The organism is Rhodospirillales bacterium (assembly GCA_016712595.1).
GTDB lineage: Bacteria > Pseudomonadota > Alphaproteobacteria > Rhodospirillales > Defluviicoccaceae > Defluviicoccus.
In genome coordinates this window covers 26,015-50,780 of record JADJQT010000008.1, presented here as the reverse complement: position 1 = coordinate 50,780, position 24,766 = coordinate 26,015, and the positions used below count along the sequence as shown (strand labels likewise).

Genomic DNA, 24,766 nt, shown 5'->3' with positions numbered 1-24,766 from the left:
CCGGGCTCGACCGTCAGCGTGCGCGGCCGGTCGAGCTGCTTGCGGATCATTTCCGAGCCGATGCTCTTGGTGGTGTCGCCCGCCCCGAGGCGCCGGCGCCGAGGATGCCGACGTTGGTCGTGCCACCGCCGCCTTCGGTCGCCGACACCAGCTGGCCGGTCTGGCCGACGATCGAAAACAAGGCGGCCCCGCCGATCGCCCCGGCCATCCCCCACGGATGGGTATCGACCTCGCCCTCGATGCCGGAAGCGCCGCTCGCGTCGGTGCCCGGCATCGCGCCGATGTTCTGCGAGCTGCCGTCCGGGAACAGGATGCGGATCCAGGCGACCTGCGCCCGGCCCTGGGCGAAGGCGAGCTGGTCGGCGTAGCGACCGTAGAGCCTGGTCGAGGGTGGAATCAGCATCCGCTCGCCGGTCGGGGTGTCGCACACCGGCACCTGGATCATCGCCACGACGTCGCCCGGCAGGTCGGAGTTGATCGCCGTCTGCGTGATCGCCGGAATGATCGTGCCGGCCTGGATCATGGTGCTGCTGATCGGCGGGCTGAACGGCGCCGTCACGAAGTCCTGGCCCTGCGTCCCGGCACCGACCAGCCATCGGTTCTTGGTCGCCGACAATCCCTGCACCGCGTCCTCATCGAGCCGATCGCGGCCATCGCTGGTCCCCGGGCGATAATCGACGCTCTGTCCTCCGCTCGGTATGGGAGCGGCCGCCGGCGATGTGCGATTGGGCACCTCCGGCGCCATCTGACCCACGAAGCCGGGCAGCAGCGGTTTCGGTGGCGCGGCGGCAGCGGTGGCCGCCGGCGCCGCGGGCTTGGGCGCGATCGCCTGGACCAGCGTCAGCGGCTGGATCGGCGCCGGTGCCGGCTCCGGTTTGACCGGCTCGGGCTGGGGCGCGGCGGCGTAGCCGGTCTTGAATGTCCGGCGCGCGGTGTCCGGCGGCGTGTAGAGATTGATCTTCGGCGTTTGCTCCGGCGCCGGCTGGTCAACGTACCGCTCGACGAACGCCTTGGCGCCGAGACCGCCGCCGACGGCGACCATCGCCGCGAGCAACACCGTCGTGATCCGCTTATTGTTGCGGCCGATCGGCTGCTCCGGATGCTCGTCCCCGAACGCCATCACGACGTCCTCCGGATGCGGACGGTGGCGCCGTCCAACTGCAGCTCGGCGGTGGTGAGCGGCGTATCGACTTCGTAGAAGCGGTTGCGGATACGGAACGGGATTGCCGTCTTGCCGGCGTCGCCGACGGCGAACAGCGCGGGACTCGCGGCCATCGGGCCGAGCCGCGGCGGGAAGGCAATGTAGGTCTTGCCGGCCGCCTCGATCACGTACTCGGGCTTCCACCTCGGCGCGGCGCCGGACGGCACGTCGATCTCGAAGTTGCGCGAAAACGTATTCGGATCGAACTCCGGCTGCGGTCGTCCCTTGGCCGCAGGCAGGGCGGCGGTGGGATAGGTCCAGCGCACCCGATCCATGCCGCCATTCGCCCGGCTGGTGATGTCGACCTGATAGTCGCCGGCCGTCGTCGTGATCAGCATGTTGGTCGCGATGCCGGGCTTGCCGCTGCGGACGACCACGGAGTCGTTGGCACCGCGGGTGAGGTCGACCATCCATCGCGACGGGTCCGGATCGCCGATCACCGGCTGCCGCGAGATTTCTTCGCCGTCCCCGAGCTGCAGCACGGTGATCCGGCCCGGCGAGACGGTGACCGGGTAGACCCGGTCCGGCTCGAACGCGTAGACCGTGGTCGCATTCATCGTCTTGGCGACGCCAGTCCGGCCCGGCCGCTGCACCACCGGCGGCGGCGACGGAGGTTGCGGCTCGGGTACCGGCGGTGTGATCGCCGCGACCAGGTCGGGCGGCATGACCGTGGGATCGCCGGTATTCTCGTCGACCGCCGCGCAACCGACGGCGGCGAGGACGAGCGGTGTCAGCAGCAGGCGACGCATGATCAGCGCTCCTCGGCAAAAATCATGTGCGTCAGGAACAGCCCGGACTTGTTGCGCACGACATCGCCGGTCGTGCGCGGGGCCGTGAACGCCAAAGTGAAGTCACCATTGACGCGCCGGCTCGCGACCTGTCGGCCGTCCTTCCAATCGAGCTCGTCCCAAATGACATTGACGACGTCGCGGCTCTTCAGCTTGGTGCTGACGATCAGTACCTGCCGCTCGCTGGCGGCCTCTTTGCTGTCTTCTCGCCAGGCGTCGAACCGCTTGCGCGCATCGCCGCGGATCACCCGCTCCTGCGTCGCCTGGTTGTCGGCGTTGACGTTGTCGTCGGACGACAGAGCGAACATCGCCTTGACGATCGAGTCCGCCGCCGAAATCCGCATCAGGTCGGGCGGCTCGCCCGCCCGGGCGACGAACACCTCGCCCGGATCGCCGATGCGGTCGAACGGCACGAAGACGGTCTCGACCTGCGGCTTCTGCGCCTCCCACCACCAGCCGCCGGCCAGGCCGACACCGATGGCAGCGGCGGCGACCGTCGTCATCCGCCAGTAGGCGGCGAGCCGCATCGCCGCGTCGTAGCGACGGTCGCCGTCTCTGGCAGCCGCCTGCCAGCGGTCGCTCACGACCATCTGGCCGTCGAGCCACTCGGTCGGCGCACCGCGATCCAGGCTCTTGAGTTTTTTCGCCAGGAGATCCCAGCCGACGCGCAGCGCCGTCATCGGACCGAATCCCACCACGCGCTCAGCTGCGGCTGGATCTTCATCAGCCAGGTGAGCTTGACCCACCAGTAGCCGAGGAAGGCAAGCCCGGCGACCAGCACCGCTTTGGCGACGGGGCTGGTGTAGAGGCGAATCTCCACGATGAGTGGCTGCGGCAGCGGGTCGTCGATCGTCGTCCTTACCGGCGGGTCGGGGATGGGAATTTGTGGCACGGACGGCCCTCCATATTGCCTCGCCATGGTGCCGCTCGAATATCGTATGCGTCAATATAAATCATATTTACGTCATTATTTATTTACATAAAGACGATATTACTCCAGCCTCGGTCGAGGCGGATGCACGATCCGTGCGTCGAAATAGAAGGACGAGACGCAAATGAATGTTGTATCTGAGTGCGTTAGCTCGATTTTCCGGGATTGCCATGGGCACAGAAACCGGTACGACGTTTCGCGACGCGCTGAAAAAAGCAGGTCTGAGCCAGGTCGAGTTTCGCGAGCTGGTTCTCCGTCTCAGCGGCAATGCGGTGACACTGACGACAATCAGCCGATGGGCGACGGGAAAGAGTCCGCCGTACCCCTGCGCGCTGGCGTTGCTGGCGGTCATCCGACAACTGCCACCAGAGACGGTCGCTTCCTTGCGTCCGTAAGCCGAAACGCCCCTGCCGCTCTGACCGGCCTCGCCGTCGTGCTCGTCGGCGCCGATGCGTTTGCCGCCGGCGGCAACGCCATCGCGCAAATGCTCAACTCCGTCGTCGACAACGCGACCATGTGCGGCGGTGCCATCGCTGCGCTCGCGGCGTGTGGCGCCGGGGGTGGGATGGCGACCGGCAATCACGGGATTGTCGGCCCCTGCCTCAAGGGGGCGGGTGGCGGCACGCTGATCGCGTCGTCCGCCCAGCTCGTCGGCCTGGTGCTTCCCGGCGGCGGCGCCGGCGGCTCGCTCGGCGTGCCCGCAGCCATCTCGGCGATGGACTGGCTGCACATCCTCGCTGGCATCGTGTCGTGACCGGCGACTCTCCGGACGACTGGCAGCTCCCGACACTCGCTTTCCTCAAGGAAGAGCCGCTGATGTTCGGGATTCCCCGCAAGCAAGCGGCGGTCGTGGCGGTCGCCGGCTTCTTCGTCTTCATGCTTGTCAGCAAGACCGTCGGGATCATCGTCGCCGTGCCGACGACGATGATCACCGTCGGCCTGCTGCTGGCGGTCGCCCGGTGGCAATACGCCCGGGATCCGCACTGGTGGGCGCATGCGACACATCATCACTGGCCACTGGTCCGCTACACGGGGGACTGACTGATGACGCATCGGCCACTCTCAGACGCACTGACGTGGGGCTTGATGATCGACCCCGGGACGATCGTCACCAAAGCAGGCGAACTGATGACCTGCCTACGGTACGTCCCCAGGGATCGGGCAAGCAGCAGCCCAACACAAAACGTAGCTTCAAGATCGGCGCTGAATTCAGCGCTTCGGCGATTCGGATCGCGCTGGGCGCTTTGGTTCGAAGATGTCTGCGACGAGACGCTCGCCTACGAATCGCCACTTTCCTTTCCCGATCCGGTTTCTGCGGCGATCGACGAACAGCGGCGCCGCCTGTTCACCACCCCGGGTGTTCAACTCGCCAGCACCTACGTCGTCACCCTGCTCTATGCGCCGCTGCCCGATGCCATCGGCCGGCTGGCGGCCTCGTTCGAGCAGGCCGGCCCCGCGGCGGCGATCGACGACAAACGATACCGGTCGGAAGTCGAGCGGTTCCGCGCCGGCGTCGAAGCGTTCCGGCTGCACCTTTCGGACGTCATGCCGGTGTGCGAGCCGCTGACCGGCGCCCGGCTGATCACCTACCTGCACAGCCGGGTGTCGACCGATCACCGGCCGCTGGCGATGCCGGATCTGCCGATCTTCCTCGCCGAGTTCCTGACGGACGATGCCTTCGTGCCGGGGGTCTATCCGAAGCTGGGCGGCCACCACCTGCGCACGGTCCGGGTCAAGGACCAGCCGTCGAGCTTCACGCCGGGCATGCTGTTGGCGCTCGGCGGCGTCGGCTTTCCCTACAATCACGTCGCCCGCTGGCTGCCGCTGTCGCGCGAGGACGCCGAACAGGAACTCGAGGCGCGGCGCGACTCCTGGGCGGCGGCCCGCAAGGGCTTCCTCATCAAGGTGTTCGCCAACGTCTTTCGTTTTCACGACGACGGCACGAAGGACAACCTCGCCGCCATCGCCAACATGGAAGGATCGGCGGCCGCGCTGGCGCTGCTGGCGCAGGGCGACTGCACCTTCGGCCGCTGGACGCACACCGTCACCGTGACCCATCCGGACGCCGAGACGGTCAAGGAGCGGTGCCGGATCATCCAGCAGATCTTCGCCGGCTTCGTCACCTCGGTCGCCGAGGACGATGCCATGAGCACCTGGATCGGCTCGCTGCCGGGACATCCGCGGGGTGGCCTCGACCGCTTCCTCGGACCGTCGATTTCCTTCGCGGAAATCGTGCCGTCGTCGGCCACGTGGTGCGGCCCGGCCCGTGACGAGCATCTGGACGGCCCGCCGCTGTTGCAGTGCATGTCGGACGGCGGCAAGGCGTTCCGCCTGTGCCTGCACCAGGACGGCTCGGACCTCGGGCACGCGGTCGTCCTCGGCGAGAGCGGCGGCGGCAAATCGACACTGCTGAAGAGCATGGTCGCCGCGCATCGGAAGTATCCCGGATCACGGGTGTTCTATATCGACCGAGGCTCCGTCGCGAAGCTGGTGACGTTGGCGCTCGGCGGCGAGTTCCATGCGCTCGCTGCCGGCGACGACGCGGTCTCGCTGCAGCCGCTGGCGTTCATCGACCAGCCGGGTGAGCTGTCATGGGCGTTCGAGTTCGTTCTCGGCTGCTTGCAGCAGCAGGGGCTGGAAACGTCGGCGGCGCAGAAGCGGGAGCTGACGATCGCGCTGCGCGCCCTGGCCAGCCAACCCGCTGAGATGCGCACGCTCACGTCGTTGCGGCACGCGACCCAGGACGATGACATCAAGGACGCGCTCGCCGTCTTCTGCGTCGGCGGCGCGTGTGGCGACCTGCTGGACAACGCCGAGTATCGGGTCGGCGGCACCGCCGACGTCAGGTGCTTCGAGACCGACAGGCTGCTGCAGAACCCGACGGCGCTCGCGCCGGTGCTGGCGTGCGTCTTTCACGAGATCGCCCGCAGCTACGAGGACGCCCGGCCGACACTGGTGGTGATCGACGAATGCAAGACGTTCATCAGCCATTCGCTGATCGCCGATCAGGTCGACGAGCTGATCCGCCGTGCCCGACGGGAGAACATGCAGGTCGTGCTCGCGACGCACAGCATGATCGACATCGAGCACTCGTCGATCGGCCACATAATCGACTCATCGATCAAGACTAAGTTGTTCACCGCGACGGCCGGGGCAATCGAGCCGAGAACGGCGGCGGCGCTGGAGCGCAGCGGTCTGACGCCGACACAGATCGGCATTATCGCCGGCCTGCGGCCGAAGCGGGAGTACGCGATCAAGGTCGGCGAACACTGGCGCGTCTTCGAGCTCGCGCTCAGTGACTACGAGCGGGCGATCGTCTGTGGCGGCAGCGGCGCGGAGTCGAAGCTGATCGACAAGATCCTGGCGGCCGGGCCGCGCGAGGAGTTCGCCGAGCGCTGGCTCCGGCATCGCGGCATCGCCGGGCCACGGATCTGGCAGGAGGCAGCGGAATGAACAGAACAGCAGCAGCGACGGCCGGGGCGATGTTGCTGGTCGGCACGCCGGTCGCGCACGCCCAGGTGGTGGTCACCGACCCGGTCACGGAGGCGAACACCGCTTCGTCGCTCGGCGCCGATCTCCAGGCGGTCGCCGATCGGGCCGCGGATTACGCCCAGCAGATCGCCACCTACGCCGAGCTGGTCAACACCTACGTCAACGCCGTCGAGAACACCGTCGGCATCCCGATGGCGGCGATCGCTCGGGTGCAGGGATACTACTACCGGGCCGAAGGCATGGCGCTGCAGGCGGCGGCGATCGCCGGGTCGGACGGGACAATGATGCAGCGCGCCAGCATGCTGCGCGGGCTGTCGCGCAACGGCGGTCACCTGCCCGGAGACGCCGGACGGACGGCCTCGATGCTGCGGACGCAGATGTCCAAACAGATCGATGAGGACCAGCGACTCCTCGGCATCGAGGCGGCGCGCAAAGTCGAGAACGACGCGATGCTCCGCTCGGCACAGGACAACTCCGCCGAGGCCGTCGGCCGCATGGCGGCGATTCAAGCGCAGAGCCACGTCACGGCCGCGGCTGCGGCCCAGCTGCAGCAAACCAACGCCATTCTGGCGCAGCAGCAGGCTGAGCAGATCGTCAAGGACTCGGCCGCTCAGGCCGACGACGAACAGTACCAGGCCGATCGAGCCGCGGACATCGCCGCCGGACGGGCCGCCGCGGCCAATCCGGTCGTCATGAAGCAATCACCAGTCACGTGGGGACGCTGACATGTTTACTGGAAAGTTCATCGCGATCGCTGTCGCGCTCATGCTCACCCTGGCGGGTGCGGCTGGCTATTTTGTCATGAAGATGCAAGCCGACGACGCGTTGGAGCGGGCGAAGATCGACGACGACGCACGCTACCAGGCGCAGCGAAAGGCCGACATCAAGGCAGGGCGAGAAGCGGTCAAGCACCCGGCCTTCATCACGCAGTCGCCAGAAAAGTGAGGTCGCTGACATGGACGCTCTCGCACCGCTCGGCCACGCCTTCGCCACGGCCCTCGCGGGCGGCACAGCCAATATCATGCCCTACGCCGAGTTCATGGCCTGGGGTTTTATGGTTCTCGGGGTCGCCTGGCTCGGCCTTACCATCGCTTTCGGCAGCGGTGGACCGCCGGCCCTCGCCACCAGGCTGGTCATCACCGGCGGCTTCTATCTCGTCGTCGTCCAGACGGCACAGGTGATCGGTGAGGACGTCCTCTCTGGTGCCGTGCAGTTCGGCCTGCTCGCCGGAGGCAGCTCATTGAGCCCGGACGTCTTCCTGAACTCGCCGGACACGATCTTTGCGATCGGCTACGCCCGCGCGATAGACCTGAATGAACTCGCCGATCAGTCGTGCGGAACGGTGCCGCTCGGAGGGTGCCTGGCGCACATCGGCAGCTACCTCCCGCTGGTCGTGGCGTCATGGACGGTGCTTCTGACTTTTCTCTTCATCGCCGGGAGCGTCCTGCTCACCTTCGCGCTGTTCAAGCTCTGCATCCTCGCATCGCTGGTGATCCTGCCGGCAGCCATCTTTGTACCTGCCGCCGGCTTCGCCTCGGGCGTCGTGCGCTACGCCGTTCACAGCGCCGTGCAGCTCATGGTGCTGGCGATGATCGTCTCGATCGCGAACATGGTGTTTGGCTCGATAACGATTCATGGAGGGGCCGGTCTGACGACGGCGACCCCGTTCCTCGGGGGCGCGCTCGTCCTGGCTGGGGCGACGCTCGGGTCCATGGGCCTGGCACACGCCCTGACATCCGGCGCGATCGCCTCCCTGGGCACCTACCTGGCGGCGCCGGCGATGGGCGCCGCGGCAGCACGGAGCGCCGCCGGGCACCTCGACGCGCCCGCCACCAGCGCACTCAAGGCCGCCGGCGGCGAGACGTTCCGGGCCATGTCTGCGGCCGCCAACGCCAGCCAAGCCAGCATCTCCGGGATGAGCCGCCGCACCGAGGCCCGCCGTCCCGCGCAAACGGACGGCAGCCCGCCCACGGGCCGGTGATCAGAGCGCGTCTCGATGGAGTAATCCGATGAACGCAGACGGGCTAAAGCAGCGTGTAGCGCGCGCCGTGGCCGTTATCGCCGAGCATGTCGGCAGGAAGAAGCGGATCGACCATGCAGCCGGGATCCAGGCTTGGGAGAACGAGCAGCGAGAGGAGGACCGATATAATGCCAGCTATTACCGCGCCCAGGCGCGGGCCGAGATGCTTGCGGAGCGCTGGGCCCTAGAGGCTGGCAGCGAGATGATGGAGCGCGAAGGCATTGCGCGGGCAGAACGTGCCCTTCTCGCGCGTAACCAGGATGAAGGACGTGGCGCCGTCCAGAAGGCAAAAACCACACGAGACCGCGGCGTCGACGACGATCTCGAACTCGGTCTGTGACGCGTCATCAGCAGCCGCGGCCCAAACGTCAAGGCTCGGCGGGATCGGCCTGCATCCGCTCGTCGCACTCGCCGCACGTAAGGCTGATTTCCGGCTTGCCCCATGCGTTCAGCCCGCACGCCGGACAGGTGTATTTCGTCTTGCTGGCGGCCTTTCGCTTCGCCGCCTCCGGGTCGCGCCACAGCTCGACATACCGCACCGAGTAGCCTTGCTGCAGCAGCTCGCGACACGCCAGGTCGAAGGGGCCGCCGCGGGCGATGTAGTGGCTGACCTTCTGGCCGGTCTCCTTGCCGCCCTCGGCGGCCGTCGCCGACGGGATCAGGCCGACCGCCCGCATCAGCCCGGCCCATTCCTTGTTGTGGTAGCCCTGGCGGCTCGGAGCGCCGAAGTGATGCTGCTCGAGGTGGGTCATCTCGTGCACCAGCGTCGAGAGGCTCTCCTCGGTCGTCCGGCTGCGGAAGTGCGACGGGTTCAGCGCGATCTCGTCGGTGGTCTCGTTGCCGTCCACGGTGCCGAAGCGGCCGCCGGCGAAGTAGCCATACGCCGTCCTGTGCCGCTGCATGGTGATCAGGCACTGCGGCAGCCTGCCGCCGAAGAGGCGGCGGTTGAAGAAATCGTACGCTTCTCGGAGGCCGTCGTAGGTACTGCGGGTCGGGTCGGTCATCGGGCACCCCCAATTTTGTACCGTACGATACAAATTTACTGATGTATCCGGCCGGGCCGCGGCAGGGTGGCGAAGTCGATGACCCGGCCCAGCGCGTTCTCGGCGACGTCGTCCGGCCGCCGGGTGAAAAAACACCGGGTGAGGCCGCGATCGCAGCAGTAGACGGCGCCCGTCTCGCGGCAGTAGCGCGGCACTGCGCATTTCGGCTGATCGGCCTTCGGTAGCACGGTCGCGGCCCAGATGGTCTTCGGCGTCGGTGTCATGGCCTTTACTTTCCTTCACTTGCTGGCAGGGTGCAGCAGCAGCTGCACCCCTGCCCGTCGGCGAGACCGGGGGTAGCAAGTGCCAGGGCGGCGCGGGGGGTGGGGAATCGCCCACCCGGAGGGCGCGGCCGTTGACGGCCGCGGGCTGCAGGAGCGCAGCGACGAAGCCTGGGGAGACCGCCGGCGCCGGCGGCCGCAGGCCGCGGACCCTGGTGCGCGCGAGGGGCGGAGCCCATGAGATTTTTCGGAAACTGACCGGGCGCGCAGCGCCACCGAATCCCCAGGCTGTGCCTGGTCCGGCAAGACGTCGCCGATCTGATTGCCGCGGTACGTTGTTGCACGGACCTGGGAGTGCACGCGCTGAGGCCACGCCCGATCGTTGCTTACGCGATGCGGACGGACTTCGGGCGTCCGCACTCGAGCATGCGGTTCAGGACATTGACGGCGATGGCCACCTCGGTTGCCTGCCGCGACACGGTGCGGAACCGTAGGGCGTCGCCGATCACCCGTTTGTAACGGCTGATCGCCGCCTCCACCAACGCGCGACGATTGTATCCGGCGGCCTTCTGCCAGCCCATGCGCCCGCGCTCGGCGATCATCCGGAGATGCCGGTCGCGTTGCGTCGGCGCGGTCTCGGCCGTCGCGCTCGGCACCGCGGTCGAACGCGGTGGTGCGACGACCGCAGCCCCGGGATGGCGCCCGGCGACGACACCGTAGACGTCGTCGCGATCGTACGCCCCATCGCCGGTGAACGAAGCGACCGGGTCCGCCACCTGGTCGAGCAGCGGGCCGACCCGCGAGCCGTCGTCGACGTCGTTGGTCGTCACCTCCGCCGCGACGATCTGGCCGGTGTCGACATCCACGCCGATGTGCAGCTTCCGCCAGGACCGGCGCTTCTTCGTGCCGTGCTTCTCGATCAGCCACTCGCCGGCCCCGCACAGCTTCAGACCCGTGCTGTCCACCAGCAAATGCAGCGGCCCGGTTGCCGACCGCGGCCGCGGCGGCACCGCCAGTGCCCCGGCCCGCCGGCTCATGGTCGAATGGTCCGGAACGGCGAGATCGAGACCGAGCAAACGAAGGATCGAGCCGATCAGCCCTTCGGTCTGACGCAACGCCAGCCGGAACACGGCACGCAGCGTCAGCCCCGTCGTGATCGCCAGCGGCGAGTAGTGCGGCTGCCCGCCGGGCGTGACGCGCGGCGCGGCGCGCCATGCCGCGATCGCCGCATCGGTGAACCAGACCGTGAGGCTCCCGCGCCGGCGCAGGGCGGCATCGTATTCCGCCCCATTCGTCACTCGGCGCCGCTGCTTCGCAATGTGGTGACGGCGATCGGCATTGGCTTTGAACGGCACGGCCACGCGTCCATCGGTCAGAAAAGGGACCGTTCCCCTACGCCAGCCAGCCCCCGACGGCAACCCGCCGATCCGTGCAACAACGTAACGCAGAAGCACAATCATCGATTATATGGGCAGGAGGTAACGCTCCTTACGCGCCCGGGCGATTTCGCACAGATAGGGCACGGGTTCGCTCAAGGTGTTGGTCTCCAGCAACGACCATGCCGGGCAGCGTGGGCAATAGGAACGCGCATCGCAGGCGAGACATGCGGCGGCGAGCGGTGGCGCGTCACCGATAAATCGCTGCACCCGTTCCCACGCCGCCTGAAAGCCGACCTCAAGCGGGCGCACGGCGGGCAGCGGGAGGTCCAGGCAGACGTTCATTTCTCCAGCCGGATTGACGACGAACGCGACTTGACCAGCTAAGCAGCAAAAATTGTCATCATTGGTGAGGGCGAGGGACGAATCGCGCAACGCGGCTTCGGTCCATTCGTCGGCGGAGGCGCGGTCGGTCGCTTCGAGAGCGACACATTCGGAGGCGGACAGGCGGCAGTTGTCCACATCGGACCGAGCGCCATCGCGCCGCTTCGAAAGGAGCCAACCGGCCGAAAACGACACGCCCCAGTTGCGCGCCATCTGTCGCATTGCTTCCAACTCGTCCGCATTCTGCCGCGTGGCGGTTGTCTTGAGTCCGAGCGGGACGCGATGCCGCACGAGTGCTTCGATCCCGGCGCAGCAGCGGGCGTAACTGCCAGGAACGCCCGTGACCGCTTCGTAGGTCGAAGCGGTGGCGCCGTAGAGCGTGATTTCGGTTCGACTGGGCGGAGCTTCCGCCAGACGCTCCGCGATCGCCTCCGTGATCATCGTGCCGTTGGTATAGAGTGTGAGTATGAGGCCCATCCGCGTGAGGGGCGTGTAAAGCTCGAAAAAGTCGGGACGCAGAAAAATTTCGCCGCCGGTGAGGAGCAAGAACACCATGCCATTTTCAACGGCCTCGCGCGTCAGTGTCAGCCACTGCGAGGCCGACAGTTCCTTTGAGCGAAGCTCGCGATCGCCGGCCGAGTGGCTGACATAGCACATGCGGCAGGTTAGGTTGCAGCGCTCGGTAAGTTCGAACGTGCCATTAACGGGTTGGCGGCTGGCGGCGCCGCGCCGGTGCAATTCGCGCACCAGAGGACCATACTCTGAGGGGAGAGTGATCATTCTTCGATCAGCGCCATCTGTGCGATCCCGTTCAGGAAGACATGCACATCCGCGAGAACACGTTCGGGGTCAGCGTCGAACTGTTCCGCCACGGCAGTCGCCAGTTCATCCACTGAGCGATCCTCGGCGAGGACTTCCCATATGCAGCGCGCCGACTTGTTTAGGATTACCAAGCCGTTTGTACCCACCACTTGCGCACCGAGTGGCACCAATACGTGTTCGCCGCCGATATTTTGCATCACACAGTTATCACTGCGTTTCATGATTTTTTCCAGGCGGTAACTCAAACTCTCCCCTTACATTGACATTTTTTTAGCGCACAATAAGCCCGCTGGGCCCGGAGCTTGACACTTTGCCACTGATCTATCGGCCAGCTTGACGGGGACAAAAGTTGCCCTGGGGGGCTCGTAGACTTGCGTTTGTGTTACTATCGTCTTATTCTGGGGCGCGATCGATTGGGAGATCTGGCTTTCCATTGGAACTGTCCCTTATCTGAACTTCTTCACTCGGCAAGTTGGTTCACGAGACGGGCTGCTTCTCTTTTGCGCGGCGACTTCCTTGACGCTCTAAGCGTCGTCCCGACCGCCAATGCAATTCTAGCAAAATTTGTATGGTTAATGCAAGTGCGCACCAAGCGAAGTGGGTTCAAGGCTAACACGTCATGCGAGTGGCGTCTCCAACTCACACCCCGACAACTACTTTGACAAACACCGTCACGTTGTTGGGGTCGTTTGCGGGAGAGGGCGAAATGCTACTGTATAAGAGCAGGAGTATGACTATATTCCCAGCTGTCGCCGACTCCGTTATTCTTTAGGACTCTTGAGCACAGCAAACAGGCGACAGTGGCAAGCTCCAGCGATCTCCTCGCCGATGTCGCGGCGCGCGGCGGGAGCAGTTCAACGTTGCCGTCGAGTACCGTTGGCCTTCCTTAGGTGTAGCCGCTCGCCATCATCGGCGGTCGTGCTCGCAAACATCGCCGATTTCTGGCTCACGCTCGCTGCCAATGACGGCGCGATGATGCTCACATTATCTGCCAGCCTGCTCGCCATCGTCGGCGCGTACTCGCCAACGGAGCGTTCTGCTCACGCTCGTTGCCAATGAGAAGACCGCTCCTTTCATGGGCGGCCTTCGGCCTGAGGTGGACAGGAAAGCGGACTCACACCAACACGCGCGTCATCCCATGAACAGTCATGCCTGCCGTGATGCGGCGCGCCCGCTCTCGGAGGCAGACTGACCGCAAGGAACATTCGCGAAAGAGCGTCCTGACCTGAAGCAGCTGTATTCAGCCACGCACAGTCGGAAGCCGCGAAGGGGTTCAAGAAAGCTCATATCGTTTCTAGCGCCTCCGGTGGCGGACTTCTTGACTTCCACTGATGGGCATCGCCTCACGCGCCCGCTTGAAGGAGGGTGACCCGATGTTATTTGCCTGGACGACTTTGATGATGGGCTGTAATCCGGGATCGGCGCTTTGGACCGCGATTATTATTTGAGACAGAAAGGTGCGGCCTTTGCCCACGCAAATCGGACCCCCGCGATTGGCACGCAGCCGCGCCTTTCTCAATCATCCTTTTTGAAGAGATCGTCGCAGTAGCTACAAAGTCCGTTGTTGTCGTAGGCTACGGAGCTAGGCGTTAGAGCGATGTGACAACGTGCGCAATTTCCCTCCAACACATATTCACACCAGAAGCACCCGTTGACGTCGTAAGTCATTATATAGGTGTGCAGACCGCATTCTGGACAATCACAGATGACTTCGTCACCACCGTCCTTCGCAGCAATATAACCATCAGATCCGTATTCAGCGACTAACGCAATCTGGATAACCTGCTCAGCATCGATCTCAATACCGCAAGCGCGGCATTTGCCCTTTATGTCCTGAGGCACCGTGTTCGACGGATCGACTTGTTCAATCAAGCTAGAATGGCAGGACGGGCACGCGAAATCCTCATAGGCCGTAATTTCTGCAAGCCAATCGACCTTTTCGAAAGAGGCATCGCAAGCTTCCTTCTGTGCCTCGAAGAACGCGTGCTCCTCTAGCATAGACTGCCACGCATCTCCGAGTTCTGTAGCTGGATTGCGACGCAGGAGTTTAAACAAAGCCTCTACCATCGGAAAGGACTGGGCAATCGCTTCCTTGACCGACTGCAGAGGTTCCTTCGGATGGAAGTGTTCCAGATCATTGCGCAAAGCCTGGAGCCGATCAATATTTACTTTCGGCCATGCAAGATCGAAATCCTTAAAACGGCTCTTCAATTGAAAAAGATCAACGGTTTTGTATCCATCCGCTTTGTGCGCCACGCTGCCCTGGCCGTCTGGAACCGGTTTGTATTTTGCGCCAATCACGTCCATTGGATCGGCATGTGGAGCGGACTCTATTAGACATTGCTTAGCAAGCAACAAAAGTCCCGCATAATAGTTCCGCGCAGCGCTAATAGGACGCCGAGTGTCGTTCGACTTGAAATCTTCGATCCCAAGCTGAAGCGAGTGAACCGCATTTTCAAAAATGTCTGTCATCAGAACGTTAGACCGACTTTTCCCATATTGGGGAGGCGCATGCCACCGGCTATGTGGGGTAGAAAGGTCCAGACGACAACCTTCGAGAAGCGCCGATGTGGCGACGCTATCCGAGGTAAAGCAGCCTTCCAAGGACGTGCCCGGCAAGTCCGCAAATGTTAAGGGTTATCGGATGCCTGCCGTACACCGATGGTGGGACGGGCGAGCGGCAGGCGTCCGATAGGCCTCAGGGGAGGAAACCGCGGGGGCCGCACCGGTGCTGGTCGGTGGGGCCGGATCTATGGGGAATTGGCCGTCGCGGGGTGGCTGCGTGGAAGGCGGTGGCGCGGCCGCCGGCAGCTGTGCGCGGCCCGGCCGGGCACAGCTGCCACGGGTCTGGGCGGGCTGCGGCGATGGGCGGGCGGCTGATCGGGTGTTTTTCGCGGCGGCGGCGGCTGGTTCGGGCGTGTCGCCGCGTCGCCGGGCACGGATGGCCGGCGGGTTCGGTCTTCGCTGCGCGCGGGTGGCCGTTGCGGCGGTCTCATGAGCTGTCGATCCCGATGACCGGCGCCGCGGCTGCTGGCCGGGATGCGGGCGCTCCGCCGCGCCGGAAGGTCTCGACGACGATCATCGCGCCGCCGCAGCAGGGACAGCGGTACGCGTTCGGCGCTGCGGCGTCGGCGGCCGCGGCATCGCCGGTGCCGTCGGCGGGCTCCGTCCGATCATCCGGCGCTTTCGGCTTCGCCGCCAGCAGCGCCCGGGCGTGGGCGACGGCGGTGCTACGCTGGGCGTTGGCGAGGAAGCCGTAGTGGCGGATGCGGTGGAAGCCGGTCGGCAGGACGTGGAGGAGGAAGCGGCGGATGAACTCGGGCACCGGCAGCGTCATCGTCTTCCAGCGGGCGAGCCCGTCGGCGCGGTAATCCTTCCAGCGGAAGCGGACGGCTTCGTCGTCGCAGGCGACCAGCCGTCGGTTCGAGATGGCGACGCGGTGGGTGTAGCGGGACAGATAGGTGAGCACCGCGTCCGGCCCGGCGAACGGCCGCTTCGCATAGACGAACCACTTCGTCTTCTTCAGCGGGGCGAGGACGGCCGCGAAGGCGCTGGCGTCGGCGAGCGCCGTGAGGCGGCCGAAGAAGGCGAGGCGGCCGGCGCGGTGCGCCTCGGCCAGCGCCGCCAGCATCAGCCGCCGGAACAGTGTCGACAGCACCCGCACCGGCAGGAAGAACCCCGGCCGGCAGCCGATCCATCGGTCGCCGTCCGGCGCCAGGCCGCCGCCCGGGACGATGACGTGGACGTGCGGATGGTGGGTCAGCGCCGAGCCCCAGGTGTGCAGCACCGCGGTCAGGCCGATCCGGGCGCCGAGATGCTTCGGGTCGGCGGCGATGGTGACGAGCGTCTCCGCCGCCGTCCGGAACAACAGGTCGTAGACGACGGCCTTGTTCTGCCAGGCGATGTCGGCGATCGCCGCCGGCAGGGTGAAGACGACGTGGAAGTAGGGCACCGGCAGCAGGTCGCACCGCCGCGCCTCGAGCCACGCCTCGGCCGCCGATGCCTGGCACTTCGGGCAGTGGCGGTTGCGGCAGGAGTTGTAGGCGATCTGCACGTGCCCGCAGCGTTCGCAGGCGGCGACGTGACCGCCGAGCGCCGCGGTGCGGCACTGCTCGATCGCCGTCATCACCTTCAGCTGGCCGAGGCTGACGTGGCCGGCGTTCGCTTTGCGCCACGCCGCCCCGTGGTCGCGGAAGATGTCCGCGACCTCGAGCGCAGCACGGGCCACGACCGCCGCTCAGCCCGGCAGCGGCGACCGCTCCTCCGCGAGATCGCGGACCAGGTATTCGAGCGGGCTCCTGACCTCGCCGATGGTCTTCAGCGCCACCTGCGTGTAGCGCGCCGTCGTCTCCAGTTTCTTGTGGCCGAGCAGCACCTGGATGACGCGAACGTCGGTCTTCTGCTCGAGCAGATGCGTGGCGAAGCTGTGGCGGAGCGTGTGCATCGAGACCCGCTTGGCCAAGCCGGCCGCTTCCGCCGCCTGGTGGCAGGCGCGATTGAGCTGCCGGGTGGTCAGCGGCTGGCCGGGATCGCGGCCGGGAAACAGCCAGCCGCGCGGGCGCGCCTCCTGCCACCAGGCGCGCAGGATGGTGAGCAGAACGGGCGACAGCAGGGCGAACCGGTCCTTTCTCCCCTTGCCCTGCTCGACGCGGATCGTCATCCGGGCGCTGTCGATATCGCCGATCTTCAGCGCCGTCACCTCGGACGCGCGCAGCCCGGCACCGTAGGCGACACTCAGCGCGGCGCGCGCCTTCGCCCCTGCCGTCGCCCGCAGCAGCCGCGCCACCTCGGACCCGCTCAGCACCACCGGCAGCCGCTGTGGTTCACGGATGAACGGCATGGGCTCGGTCACCTCCGGGCGGCCGAGCGTCACCTTGAAGAAGAACCGCAGCGCCGAAACCGCCGAGTTGATGCTGGGCGAACCGACGCCGCTCGCCGCCAGGTGCAGATGATACCGACGCAGGTCCTCCGGCTCCGCCCGGTGCGGCGAACGGCCGAGGAAAAGGGCGAAGGACTTGACGTGGCGGACATAGTCGGACCGCGTCTTCTCCGAGAAGCCGCGGATCTTCATGTCCTCGATCATCCGCCGGCGCAGTGGGCTGATAGGCTCGTCAGTCATCGGGAGCTCCTGTCCTGAGTGAGGTCTGAGCCTCAATCCTCAGGACACGCCCCGAACTCCCGCTACCCCGACGTCATCCCCCCGTCACCCGCAAACGCTCCCTTACCGCGACAGCGGTTTCGTCCCCTGGCGATGAGCGTCAGAAAATGTCGCGCGCGGGCTCCGCGGAGCGATCGCGCCGGGGTGGGAGGTGACCAGCCGGTTGTTCTCGCAAACCAAGGTATCTGAGAACGCCGAGCAGTGACGTGGCCATCTGCCTCTCGCAGCCGCCGAAGCGTTCTCAAAACCGTTCTTGAATGCCATGTTCCGAAACGCTCAGCGACCGACGACTTTCGAGAAGGATGCGCCGGTGCTCACCGCCGCCAGGCTCGCTAATCAGCTGCACGCCAGGCCTGCCGAGATATGCGACTTCCTCGCCGGAACGCGCGCCGCCGCCCGCACCCGGGAATTCACCGACCAACTCCGCGCCGTCGGGGTGCTGGTGTGACATGCTGGTCCGTGGGCGTGCCGTCGACGCGCCGACGGCTATCCACCTACAAGCGCAAGGCATTTTCTCATTGGCAACGAGCGTGAGCAGAACGCTCCGTTGGCGAGTACGCGCCGACGATGGCGAGCACGCTGGCAGATAATGTGAGCATCGGCGCGTCGTCATTGGCAGCGAGCGTGAGCGGGAATCGCCGATGTTTGCGAGCACGGCCGCCGATGTTTGCGAGCGGCAACACTTAGGGTAGGATTTCGCCCTCTCCCGCAAACGACCCCACACTGCACCGGGGAGATCGAGAACGGGCGCTATACGCTGCGCCAGGACACGAACGCCTACGCCGTCCTGCCCGCCGAGTGCTGGGACCAGACCGCCGCGCCGCCGCAGCCCGAAGCCGGCACATGGGGTGACCAGCCGCCTCTTCCCTCCGCGCTCGACGCGGCAATCCAGGTGCGGTGCGACGGCAGCAGCGTCGAGGCTATCGCGGCCGAGCTGGCCCGCAACGACGACGGCAGCGATCCGCTCGTGGGCACACTGCTGGGCCTCTGGCGCGCATTGAAAGAACGCGAGGCGCCCGGCACCGGTCGGCCGGGTTTTCCCGGATGTTCAGCCTGACCAAGAAACCTCCATCACCATTATTACCTATGAGAAACACCACACAAACAAAACATTGACGCGCTCCGCGCGAAGTCATTTGGCATTTGCGACTATCACCGTCCTCGAAACCGTCAAAGGGTGGCGCTTCGCCATGCTCGCTACGCTGTGCGTGGCTCCAGTGCCGCGCTCCGCGCGCCTTTGACGGCTTCTGCGGGCGGCGATCCGCTGAAAGCGTCGGGACGAAGGGCGTCCCGACTTTCCGACCCCGCCTCCGGCGGGTCGAACAAAGGGCATGAGGAAAAGGACGAAATAAGACGGCCCAAGGGGCGGCAACCCCTCGGGCCGCGGTGCCGGCTAATGCAGTAGCCGGACCTTCTGTCGCGACAGTCTAACGCAAAACGGAGCAACAGCGCCAATGACGCGTCGCCATGCGTAAATTGTTGTAAACATTTCCTTTACATCTATTGACATCCCGGGCTTCGCCAGCTAATATCCAACCATCGGTTCGGTAGAACCGATCCGGTTCCAAGCGGCGGCAACCGCAAGGCTCCGGGAACTCATGCAGGAGTTATCATCATGCAGCTTTCGAGCCGTTTCGCGTCGAGGTCTCCCGCACTCCGTTCGTCGGCGCCGCTCACCGATGACCAAATCGCGCGTGTTGCGCCGTCGGTTTTCGCGAGCGAAGCGCATGACAGCCGCTCCGCCCGTTACACTTACATCCCCACCATCGAGGTTCTATGCGGCCTGCGCAAAGAGGGATTTCAGCCCTTCATGGTCTGTCAGACCCGCGTGCGGAACGACAACAAGCGCGAGCACACCAAGCACATGATCCGGCTGCGGCACGCCGACCAGATCCTCGGCGCGGAAGCCAACGAAATCATCCTTCTCAACAGCCACGACGGGACCAGCAGCTACCAGATGCTCGCCGGCATGTTCCGTTTCGTCTGTCAGAACGGCTTGGTCTGTGGCGACACGTTCGCGGACTTTCGCGTACCTCACAAGGGCGACGTCGTGGGCCAAGTGATCGAGGGTGCCTATACCGTTCTCGACGGGTTCGGAGAGGCGATCGACCAGCGCGACGCGATGCAGGCGCTTACGCTCCGCAGCGGCGAGGACACCGCCTTCGCACGGGCAGCGCTGGCGCTGCGCTACGACGACGAACACCCCGCGCCCATCGAGCCCGAGCAGCTCCTCACTCCGCGCCGCTCTGAGGATCACGGAAGCGACCTCTGGAGCGCATTCAACCGGGTGCAAGAGAACATGACCAAGGGCCGCGTGCCGGGTCGCAATCGCAACGGCCGCGCCACCACGACCCGTGCGATCACCGGCATTGATCAGAGTATCAAGATCAATCGCGCCCTGTGGGTGCTCGCTCAAGAAATGCGGAAACTGCGCGGATAACGCCTCGCCCAGGGGGGCGGCAGCACCGCCCCCCGTTGCCGACGCCGCAGGAGGACCGCGCTATGTACGCCGCGACTCCGAGCTTACCTTGGGCGACAGCCATTGACCGACGACCGGCCGCACATCCCAAGATGCCCAAACTGACACACAGCGAATTCGAGCTCTTGCGTCCGCGACTCGGGCGCCTTGCGATCGATACGATCGACGTAGCGCGAGCCGTCCTGGTAGACGGGATGACGCCCAGCGCCGCTGCGCGGCACTTCGGCATGACACGGCAACGCGTGCACGGGATCGTGCAGCGCTTCCGCGCTGCAGCGCAGGCAGTGCCTACGGCTTGGCGGCGAGTCGACGTATGGCTTCCACCCGAGCTTGCCGCTCAGGTGGAAGCAATGGCCGAGGCGGCCCGCGCCGCACACGTCGTCGCGAGCGGCGCTCGCGACGACAAGAAAGAAGAAGCCGAAGAGAGCGATTAACGTTAGGGCCGCCTCTCCCAAGCGGCAACAAGTCCCCCGGCTTGTGCGGCGATCTATATATGATAATGTCGCTTATCAGATGTTAGAGGTGTGCCATGACAGCAAGCAATTCCCTTCCGCCAACTATCGTCTGTCCGACCTGTGGGCTTATGATGCGTGGTGAGCCGGGTAAATGGGTGACGGAGTTTCCCGTTGGGATGAAGTGCAAATATTTTAATCCCTGGAATCCCGCTGAACATATGTCGAAATGTCCTGATCTGGCGGCTGCGGCTGCGGCAAAGGGCGTGCGGCTGTGAACTGGCTGCTCGTCCCGATCAGCGCGCCGAGCAGCCTCCCTGCCCTGGTGGCCGCCGCTGGCGAGCACGCCGGTATGCGCTTCCTCGAATTTTTCGCGGCCGCGATCCGCAACCCACACACGGCGAGCCTACAGCCGGGCCGTCGCTGACTTCCTCGCCTGGTGCGCGGATGCGGGGGTGCCGTCGCTCAGGGCCGTGCAGCCACTGCACGTTGCCACCTGGATCGAGAGCCAGGCGCGGGAGCTGGCCGCGCCGACGGTCAAGCAGCAGCTCGCCGCGATCCGGCATCTGTTCGACTGGCTGGTGACGGGCCAGGTGGTGCCGGTCAATCCCGCCGCTTCGGTGCGCGGCTCCTCGCACGTCGTGAAATCCGGGAAGACGCCGGTACTCGAACCGGCCGAGGCGCGCGGGCTGCTCGACAGCATCGACGCGACAACGCCGGCGGGGCTTCGCGACCGGGCGCTGATTGGCCTCATGGTCTACAGCTTCGCGCGGATCGGCGCGGCGCTCGCCATGAAGGTCGAGGATGTCTACACCCAGAACCGGCGGCTTTGGGTGCGGCTGCGCGAGAAAGGCGGCAAGGCGCACGCCATGCCGTGCCATCACAACCTCGAAGCCTACCTCACCGCCTATCTGGAGCAGACCGGCATCATGGACGACGGCAAGGGGCCTCTGTTCCGCACCATCGGGCGCGGCACCGGGCAGCTCACCCGTACCGCCCTGCCCCAGGCGAACGCCTATGCGATGATCCGCCGGCGCGCGGCCGCGGCCGGGATCAAGACGAAGATCGGCAACCACAGCTTCCGCGCGACCGGCATCACCGCTTACCTGAAGAACGGCGGCACGCTGGAGAAGGCCGCAGCGATGGCGAACCACGCCAGCACCCGCACCACTCAGCTCTACGACCGCCGGCACGAGGAGATGAGCCTCGATGAGGTCGAGCGGATCGGAGTGTAAAACGGTCTTTCCATAACGCCCGGTTACGGGTGCCAGTGGTGGTTGCGGAGGGACCTATGTCGCCGACCGGCTGCCCCCTTTTATCGCCGGCGTGCGCCGTCTGCTGAACGAGAGCCGCGACCGGGCCGGCTGGGATGCCGACGCCCGCGGATCGACACTCGTCATCCTCGCCGACGCGCTGCGAACGCACGGCGATCAGTCGGGGCAAAATGCCCCGTTGCAGGACGCGGTCGACGCCTATCGCGCGGCGCTGCAGGAGTGGACCCGCGAGCGGGTGCCGCTCGACTGGGCGATGACCCAGAACAACCTCGGCAACGCGCTGTGGACGCTCGGCGACCGGACCCGTGATCGAGCGAAAGTTGGCGAGGCTCGACAAGCATTCAACGCCGCGTTCGAAGGTTTCATGCAGGCCGGGCAGGAGCATTATCGGCGCTATTTCGAGGATCGTCTGCACGAAATCGACGAACACCTCGCGGCGCAGTGAGCGTCAGGCTGCGCCGGCCGGTGTCGGGCTTTTCGTAACGCCAGTTCCGCGGGCGCCGACGGGCGTCAGAAGAACCCGTTCTCCGGCCGTGACGACTGGTAGCCGGGCTCTGAGTAGCAACGGAACAGAAAACCGACACAAGGCGGCCTTTCCGTAACCTACGCGCCGAAAGTGCCGTTCTGTAAAGCGGTTGATTTCAATGGGTTAGATCTGGCCTATTGCGGTAACCTGCTGATATCGCGAAAGAGTCAGCTTTTCAGCTCGATGCTCGTCCTGAGCGGCGGCTTGTGGCGCTCGGTGAAGCAAGTTGGATCGACAGCCGTGCGGTCACTCCATCGCGTAGGGGACAGACTTTGGGCCAGGAGCGTGGCCCTCGCTTCGGCGGCGATGCGGCTGATGGTTGCGCGATGGACCCGGAAGATACGGGCGACATCGGCGCCGGTCCAGCAGAGCGCGTAGAGGAACCGGTTGAGCCGGAAGGCGATGCCGGTATCGGTGAACTGGCGGTAGCCGTACCGCTCGCGGATACGCGGGCCGTGCCGCCAGCGGCCCTCGCTGGCGGCATAAGCGGCCATGGCTTCCGCGCAGCCCTCGATGGCGAGCTGATCGGCGGCGTAGCGCACAGCGGCCGCCGGCGCCTCGGTGGGATCGTCGAGGAAGGTACAGAGCAGCCTGACCGAGCCGAGTTGAACCGCAACACCGAGGCGGTTGTGGTCGCCGCGGTGCTCGGCGACGAAGGCGCGGTCGGCGTCGTCGAGGTGGAAATGGCGGGCGAGTTGGTCGGGCGTGGGCTCGCCTGAGAAGCGGCCGTAGCGGCGCGCTAGTGTAGCGACGCGCAAACCCTTGCGGGCAGCGCTCGATGGACCATATTCCTGGCTCAGTTAGGACATAGGACATAGGACATAGGACATAGGACAGAGGCATGGATAATCCAAAAGTGCTTACGGCAGTCGCATTGATCGGGATGATTTTCTTCACCGCCGCCCACGACATCAGCGCCGCCAACAATTTCGGCTCGGCCATCGCCACCGCCATCGTTCACTCATCCAGCACTGCCGCCGACGTGGGGCCGATCATGCCGGACACAATGCTGGAAGGCGAAGGCTTCGTTGCCACGCTTCCAACCGTCTCGCTTCCGGTCGCCATCGCCACGGCCGCATCGACCGCCGCGGGTGCATCCGGCTGGCTGCCGATCGGCTGATCGGCAGCGATCGCGCGAGACGCTGTGGCTGCTGGTCATGGCTGCGACGGGTGGATGATCGGAGGCTGCGGCTCGGTACCCGAGCCCCCGCCGGCGGCACAACTGGACGCCGCCGGGAGGCCCGCCGCAGCGCCCGACCAGCCGCGTCGGGCAAGTAATTGTAGCGGCGCGCAAACGAAATGTGGCGGACGCGAGATTCAGGGCGGTTTCGGTGCACGCTCTTTGAGACTGGGCGTGTCCGGAACGCAAATTGGCTGAGACTGAACGCAAATTAGCTGAGACCGACGTAAGATCGTGAGCACCGAAATCATCCTCGGTGGCACGTGCCAAAGCGGCGATCCTGCAGCAACCAGCAGAAATGGAACGCAAGGAAAGCTGGTGCGCAGACAGTATTCTTGTGCAGATTTCAGCAATGAGTTTTCTGGCGGCAGTGACCCGGTTGCCGTGCCGTCCGGGAGACCGCCAGGAAACCGGCCGTTTTTCTCACACTCGGCAATGCCGATTGGCAGGATGCGATCCGTTTCGGTCAGCGTGCGTCCGGCTCGCAAGATCTCGCGTTCGTCTCAAGCAATGTGCGCTGCGTCGCAACGAGCGTGCGCCCGAGGCCTGCGTCCGTCTCAAACAATGTGCGTCGGAAATGGTCCTGAATCTCGCGTCCGCCACATTTCGTTTGCGCGCCGCTACAGCTACGAGGCAGGCAGTTGATGTCCTGCCATCGGGTCCTGCGATAGCGAGGAAAAGTTCTTGATCGTGACGGCGCGGTCGGGAAACACGGCTCGGATTTCGAGATCGCCGCCCATCGCCTGAATGAACCGGCGCAAGGTGCTGACGAAAATGTCGGCGCGGTTCTCGATCTTGGAAACTTCGCCCTGCTTGACCCCAAGGGCCTCGGCGAGGGTGGACTGGGTGAGCGAGAGCGCTTGACGCAGCTCGGCCAGGTCCATTTCCTGACGTAGCGCGGCCTTGGCCGCCTCGATGCGCTCCCGGCGCTCGGGCGTGAGGTCCTTCGTCAGCTCTGAAAAATTCCTGGCCACGGTCAGCCCTCCAAACTCTTCATGTGTTGCTCGTAGAGCTTGTCCGCCTTCGGGACGTACTCCTTGTAGAAGCGCTTCTCCTTCCCGGTCTTGATGCCGCCGATCAGCAGAACGGCGACGCGGCGCGGATCGAAGGCGTAGAAGACGCGGATTGGGTCGCCGTGCGACTGCACGCGCAGCTCGCGCATGTGGGAAAATTTCGAGCCCTCGATTCCCGACGAATACGGAAAAGGAAGCTTCGGCCCTCGCTCCTGCAGCAGCTCGACCATGGCGGTCACGTCGTCCTGCTCCTGCTCGGTCAACGCGCGCCACCATTCCTCAAAGGCGCCCGTCGCCTCCACATCCCACATGATTATTCTTTTCAAGGAATAAATAACATCCCCTCGAAGGAATATCAAGAGCGCTCGGCGGCGCGCTCTGGAAGCTGGGCGAGTTGGGGAGGCGG

The 24,766-nt window shown here is 65.4% G+C and carries 28 protein-coding genes and 1 pseudogene; 14 read left to right on the top strand and 15 right to left on the bottom strand.

Going from position 1 to position 24,766, the window contains the following annotated elements:
• Positions 1–46: 46 nt before the first annotated feature.
• From IPK66_18960 to IPK66_18945, 4 genes are read right to left on the bottom strand one after another with little or no spacing between them, the layout of a single operon-like run.
• Entirely contained in the window at positions 47–1,120 is a 1,074-nt protein-coding gene (locus IPK66_18960) for a TrbI/VirB10 family protein (protein MBK8177256.1), read from the bottom strand.
• Entirely contained in the window at positions 1,120–1,950 is an 831-nt protein-coding gene (locus IPK66_18955; protein ID MBK8177255.1) for a TrbG/VirB9 family P-type conjugative transfer protein, read from the bottom strand. Before IPK66_18955 ends, IPK66_18960 begins: the two co-directional genes overlap by 1 nt.
• Before the next feature lie 2 nt (positions 1,951–1,952).
• The gene (locus IPK66_18950) at positions 1,953–2,669 is read right to left on the bottom strand and encodes a hypothetical protein (GenBank protein MBK8177254.1); all 717 of its coding nucleotides are present in this window, start codon (positions 2,667–2,669) and stop codon (positions 1,953–1,955) included.
• Positions 2,666–2,881 carry a hypothetical protein gene (locus IPK66_18945; GenBank protein ID MBK8177253.1) on the bottom strand — a complete coding sequence of 72 codons (216 nt, stop codon included), beginning with the start codon at positions 2,879–2,881 and terminating at the stop codon, positions 2,666–2,668. Before IPK66_18945 ends, IPK66_18950 begins: the two co-directional genes overlap by 4 nt.
• Positions 2,882–3,215: 334 nt before the next feature.
• Between IPK66_18945 and IPK66_18940 the strand changes: the two genes are divergently transcribed.
• Genes IPK66_18940 through IPK66_18910 form a run of 7 tightly spaced genes read left to right on the top strand, consistent with a single transcriptional unit; the run spans position 3,216 to position 8,772 of the window.
• Positions 3,216–3,674: a hypothetical protein gene (locus IPK66_18940; GenBank protein MBK8177252.1), complete on the top strand. Its 459-nt coding sequence runs from the start codon at positions 3,216–3,218 to the stop codon at positions 3,672–3,674.
• Positions 3,671–3,961: a hypothetical protein gene (locus IPK66_18935; GenBank protein MBK8177251.1), complete on the top strand. Its 291-nt coding sequence runs from the start codon at positions 3,671–3,673 to the stop codon at positions 3,959–3,961. Before IPK66_18940 ends, IPK66_18935 begins: the two co-directional genes overlap by 4 nt.
• Positions 3,962–3,964: 3 nt before the next feature.
• Positions 3,965–6,373, top strand: coding sequence for a hypothetical protein (locus tag IPK66_18930; GenBank protein MBK8177250.1), 2,409 nt, complete (start codon positions 3,965–3,967; stop codon positions 6,371–6,373).
• Positions 6,370–7,137: a hypothetical protein gene (locus IPK66_18925; protein ID MBK8177249.1), complete on the top strand. Its 768-nt coding sequence runs from the start codon at positions 6,370–6,372 to the stop codon at positions 7,135–7,137. Before IPK66_18930 ends, IPK66_18925 begins: the two co-directional genes overlap by 4 nt.
• Before the next feature lies 1 nt (position 7,138).
• Positions 7,139–7,357 carry a hypothetical protein gene (locus tag IPK66_18920; GenBank protein ID MBK8177248.1) on the top strand — a complete coding sequence of 73 codons (219 nt, stop codon included), beginning with the start codon at positions 7,139–7,141 and terminating at the stop codon, positions 7,355–7,357.
• 10 nt (positions 7,358–7,367) lie between these two features.
• On the top strand, positions 7,368–8,393 hold the full coding sequence (locus IPK66_18915; GenBank protein ID MBK8177247.1) for a type IV secretion system protein: 1,026 nt from the start codon (positions 7,368–7,370) through the stop codon (positions 8,391–8,393).
• A 28-nt stretch (positions 8,394–8,421) separates the two neighbouring features.
• Positions 8,422–8,772: a hypothetical protein gene (locus IPK66_18910; protein MBK8177246.1), complete on the top strand. Its 351-nt coding sequence runs from the start codon at positions 8,422–8,424 to the stop codon at positions 8,770–8,772.
• A 28-nt stretch (positions 8,773–8,800) separates the two neighbouring features.
• On the opposite strand, the gene IPK66_18905 is transcribed toward IPK66_18910, so the two are convergent.
• From IPK66_18905 to IPK66_18870, 8 genes are all read right to left on the bottom strand, one after another.
• Positions 8,801–9,436, bottom strand: a complete 636-nt coding sequence (locus tag IPK66_18905) for a SprT-like domain-containing protein (protein ID MBK8177245.1) — start codon at positions 9,434–9,436, stop codon at positions 8,801–8,803.
• A 35-nt stretch (positions 9,437–9,471) separates the two neighbouring features.
• Positions 9,472–9,699, bottom strand: coding sequence for a hypothetical protein (locus IPK66_18900; GenBank protein ID MBK8177244.1), 228 nt, complete (start codon positions 9,697–9,699; stop codon positions 9,472–9,474).
• A gap of 383 nt (positions 9,700–10,082) precedes the next feature.
• Positions 10,083–11,051 (bottom strand): IS5 family transposase, encoded by a 969-nt coding sequence (locus IPK66_18895; GenBank protein ID MBK8177243.1) that lies wholly within the window; start codon positions 11,049–11,051, stop codon positions 10,083–10,085.
• 108 nt (positions 11,052–11,159) lie between these two features.
• On the bottom strand, positions 11,160–12,236 hold the full coding sequence (locus tag IPK66_18890) for a radical SAM protein (protein MBK8177242.1): 1,077 nt from the start codon (positions 12,234–12,236) through the stop codon (positions 11,160–11,162).
• Positions 12,233–12,499, bottom strand: a complete 267-nt coding sequence (locus tag IPK66_18885; protein ID MBK8177241.1) for a PqqD family protein — start codon at positions 12,497–12,499, stop codon at positions 12,233–12,235. Before IPK66_18885 ends, IPK66_18890 begins: the two co-directional genes overlap by 4 nt.
• 1,294 nt (positions 12,500–13,793) lie before the next feature.
• Positions 13,794–14,750 carry a hypothetical protein gene (locus tag IPK66_18880; GenBank protein ID MBK8177240.1) on the bottom strand — a complete coding sequence of 319 codons (957 nt, stop codon included), beginning with the start codon at positions 14,748–14,750 and terminating at the stop codon, positions 13,794–13,796.
• Positions 14,751–15,270: 520 nt separating this feature from the next.
• Entirely contained in the window at positions 15,271–16,506 is a 1,236-nt protein-coding gene (locus tag IPK66_18875) for an IS91 family transposase (protein MBK8177239.1), read from the bottom strand.
• Positions 16,507–16,515: 9 nt separating this feature from the next.
• Positions 16,516–17,397, bottom strand: a complete 882-nt coding sequence (locus IPK66_18870; protein ID MBK8177238.1) for a site-specific integrase — start codon at positions 17,395–17,397, stop codon at positions 16,516–16,518.
• A 301-nt stretch (positions 17,398–17,698) separates the two neighbouring features.
• Here IPK66_18870 and IPK66_18865 point away from each other — a divergent pair, with 301 nt between their 5' ends.
• The 6 genes and pseudogenes from IPK66_18865 (at position 17,699) to IPK66_18840 (ending at position 22,086) form a co-directional block, all read left to right on the top strand.
• Positions 17,699–17,884 (top strand): hypothetical protein, encoded by a 186-nt coding sequence (locus IPK66_18865; GenBank protein MBK8177237.1) that lies wholly within the window; start codon positions 17,699–17,701, stop codon positions 17,882–17,884.
• A gap of 219 nt (positions 17,885–18,103) precedes the next feature.
• Positions 18,104–18,493 carry a hypothetical protein gene (locus tag IPK66_18860; protein ID MBK8177236.1) on the top strand — a complete coding sequence of 130 codons (390 nt, stop codon included), beginning with the start codon at positions 18,104–18,106 and terminating at the stop codon, positions 18,491–18,493.
• Positions 18,494–19,051: 558 nt separating this feature from the next.
• A complete protein-coding gene (locus tag IPK66_18855) occupies positions 19,052–19,876 on the top strand; it encodes a DUF945 domain-containing protein (protein ID MBK8177235.1) in 825 nt (274 codons plus the stop codon).
• A 131-nt stretch (positions 19,877–20,007) separates the two neighbouring features.
• Positions 20,008–20,349, top strand: coding sequence for a helix-turn-helix domain-containing protein (locus IPK66_18850; protein MBK8177234.1), 342 nt, complete (start codon positions 20,008–20,010; stop codon positions 20,347–20,349).
• A gap of 370 nt (positions 20,350–20,719) precedes the next feature.
• Positions 20,720–21,602 (top strand): annotated as a pseudogene (locus tag IPK66_18845) (tyrosine-type recombinase/integrase).
• A gap of 91 nt (positions 21,603–21,693) precedes the next feature.
• Positions 21,694–22,086: a hypothetical protein gene (locus tag IPK66_18840; GenBank protein ID MBK8177233.1), complete on the top strand. Its 393-nt coding sequence runs from the start codon at positions 21,694–21,696 to the stop codon at positions 22,084–22,086.
• A 248-nt stretch (positions 22,087–22,334) separates the two neighbouring features.
• On the opposite strand, the gene IPK66_18835 is transcribed toward IPK66_18840, so the two are convergent.
• Positions 22,335–22,925: a DUF4158 domain-containing protein gene (locus IPK66_18835; protein MBK8177232.1), complete on the bottom strand. Its 591-nt coding sequence runs from the start codon at positions 22,923–22,925 to the stop codon at positions 22,335–22,337.
• Positions 22,926–23,008: 83 nt separating this feature from the next.
• Here IPK66_18835 and IPK66_18830 point away from each other — a divergent pair, with 83 nt between their 5' ends.
• Positions 23,009–23,287: a hypothetical protein gene (locus tag IPK66_18830; protein ID MBK8177231.1), complete on the top strand. Its 279-nt coding sequence runs from the start codon at positions 23,009–23,011 to the stop codon at positions 23,285–23,287.
• Positions 23,288–23,973: 686 nt separating this feature from the next.
• On the opposite strand, the gene IPK66_18825 is transcribed toward IPK66_18830, so the two are convergent.
• Together IPK66_18825 and IPK66_18820 are read right to left on the bottom strand one after the other, a co-directional pair.
• Positions 23,974–24,327 carry an XRE family transcriptional regulator gene (locus tag IPK66_18825; protein ID MBK8177230.1) on the bottom strand — a complete coding sequence of 118 codons (354 nt, stop codon included), beginning with the start codon at positions 24,325–24,327 and terminating at the stop codon, positions 23,974–23,976.
• Positions 24,324–24,674 (bottom strand): type II toxin-antitoxin system RelE/ParE family toxin, encoded by a 351-nt coding sequence (locus IPK66_18820; GenBank protein MBK8177229.1) that lies wholly within the window; start codon positions 24,672–24,674, stop codon positions 24,324–24,326. Before IPK66_18820 ends, IPK66_18825 begins: the two co-directional genes overlap by 4 nt.
• Between the last annotated feature and the right edge of the window lie 92 nt (positions 24,675–24,766).

Excerpts from the sequence above, each read along its gene's own strand:
- IPK66_18960 (MBK8177256.1), bottom strand. The coding sequence starts at position 1,120 with ATGGCGTTCGGGGACGAGCATCCGGAGCAGCCGATCGGCCGCAACAAT.
- IPK66_18955 (MBK8177255.1), bottom strand. The coding sequence starts at position 1,950 with ATGCGTCGCCTGCTGCTGACACCGCTCGTCCTCGCCGCCGTCGGTTGC.
- IPK66_18950 (MBK8177254.1), bottom strand. The coding sequence starts at position 2,669 with ATGACGGCGCTGCGCGTCGGCTGGGATCTCCTGGCGAAAAAACTCAAG.
- IPK66_18940 (MBK8177252.1), top strand. The coding sequence starts at position 3,216 with ATGGGCGACGGGAAAGAGTCCGCCGTACCCCTGCGCGCTGGCGTTGCT.
- IPK66_18930 (MBK8177250.1), top strand. The coding sequence starts at position 3,965 with ATGACGCATCGGCCACTCTCAGACGCACTGACGTGGGGCTTGATGATC.
- IPK66_18925 (MBK8177249.1), top strand. The coding sequence starts at position 6,370 with ATGAACAGAACAGCAGCAGCGACGGCCGGGGCGATGTTGCTGGTCGGC.
- IPK66_18920 (MBK8177248.1), top strand. The coding sequence starts at position 7,139 with ATGTTTACTGGAAAGTTCATCGCGATCGCTGTCGCGCTCATGCTCACC.
- IPK66_18915 (MBK8177247.1), top strand. The coding sequence starts at position 7,368 with ATGGACGCTCTCGCACCGCTCGGCCACGCCTTCGCCACGGCCCTCGCG.
- IPK66_18910 (MBK8177246.1), top strand. The coding sequence starts at position 8,422 with ATGAACGCAGACGGGCTAAAGCAGCGTGTAGCGCGCGCCGTGGCCGTT.
- IPK66_18905 (MBK8177245.1), bottom strand. The coding sequence starts at position 9,436 with ATGACCGACCCGACCCGCAGTACCTACGACGGCCTCCGAGAAGCGTAC.
- IPK66_18900 (MBK8177244.1), bottom strand. The coding sequence starts at position 9,699 with ATGACACCGACGCCGAAGACCATCTGGGCCGCGACCGTGCTACCGAAG.
- IPK66_18890 (MBK8177242.1), bottom strand. The coding sequence starts at position 12,236 with ATGATCACTCTCCCCTCAGAGTATGGTCCTCTGGTGCGCGAATTGCAC.
- IPK66_18885 (MBK8177241.1), bottom strand. The coding sequence starts at position 12,499 with ATGAAACGCAGTGATAACTGTGTGATGCAAAATATCGGCGGCGAACAC.
- IPK66_18880 (MBK8177240.1), bottom strand. The coding sequence starts at position 14,750 with ATGACAGACATTTTTGAAAATGCGGTTCACTCGCTTCAGCTTGGGATC.
- IPK66_18870 (MBK8177238.1), bottom strand. The coding sequence starts at position 17,397 with ATGACTGACGAGCCTATCAGCCCACTGCGCCGGCGGATGATCGAGGAC.
- IPK66_18865 (MBK8177237.1), top strand. The coding sequence starts at position 17,699 with ATGTTCCGAAACGCTCAGCGACCGACGACTTTCGAGAAGGATGCGCCG.
- IPK66_18855 (MBK8177235.1), top strand. The coding sequence starts at position 19,052 with ATGCAGCTTTCGAGCCGTTTCGCGTCGAGGTCTCCCGCACTCCGTTCG.
- IPK66_18850 (MBK8177234.1), top strand. The coding sequence starts at position 20,008 with ATGCCCAAACTGACACACAGCGAATTCGAGCTCTTGCGTCCGCGACTC.
- IPK66_18830 (MBK8177231.1), top strand. The coding sequence starts at position 23,009 with ATGGATAATCCAAAAGTGCTTACGGCAGTCGCATTGATCGGGATGATT.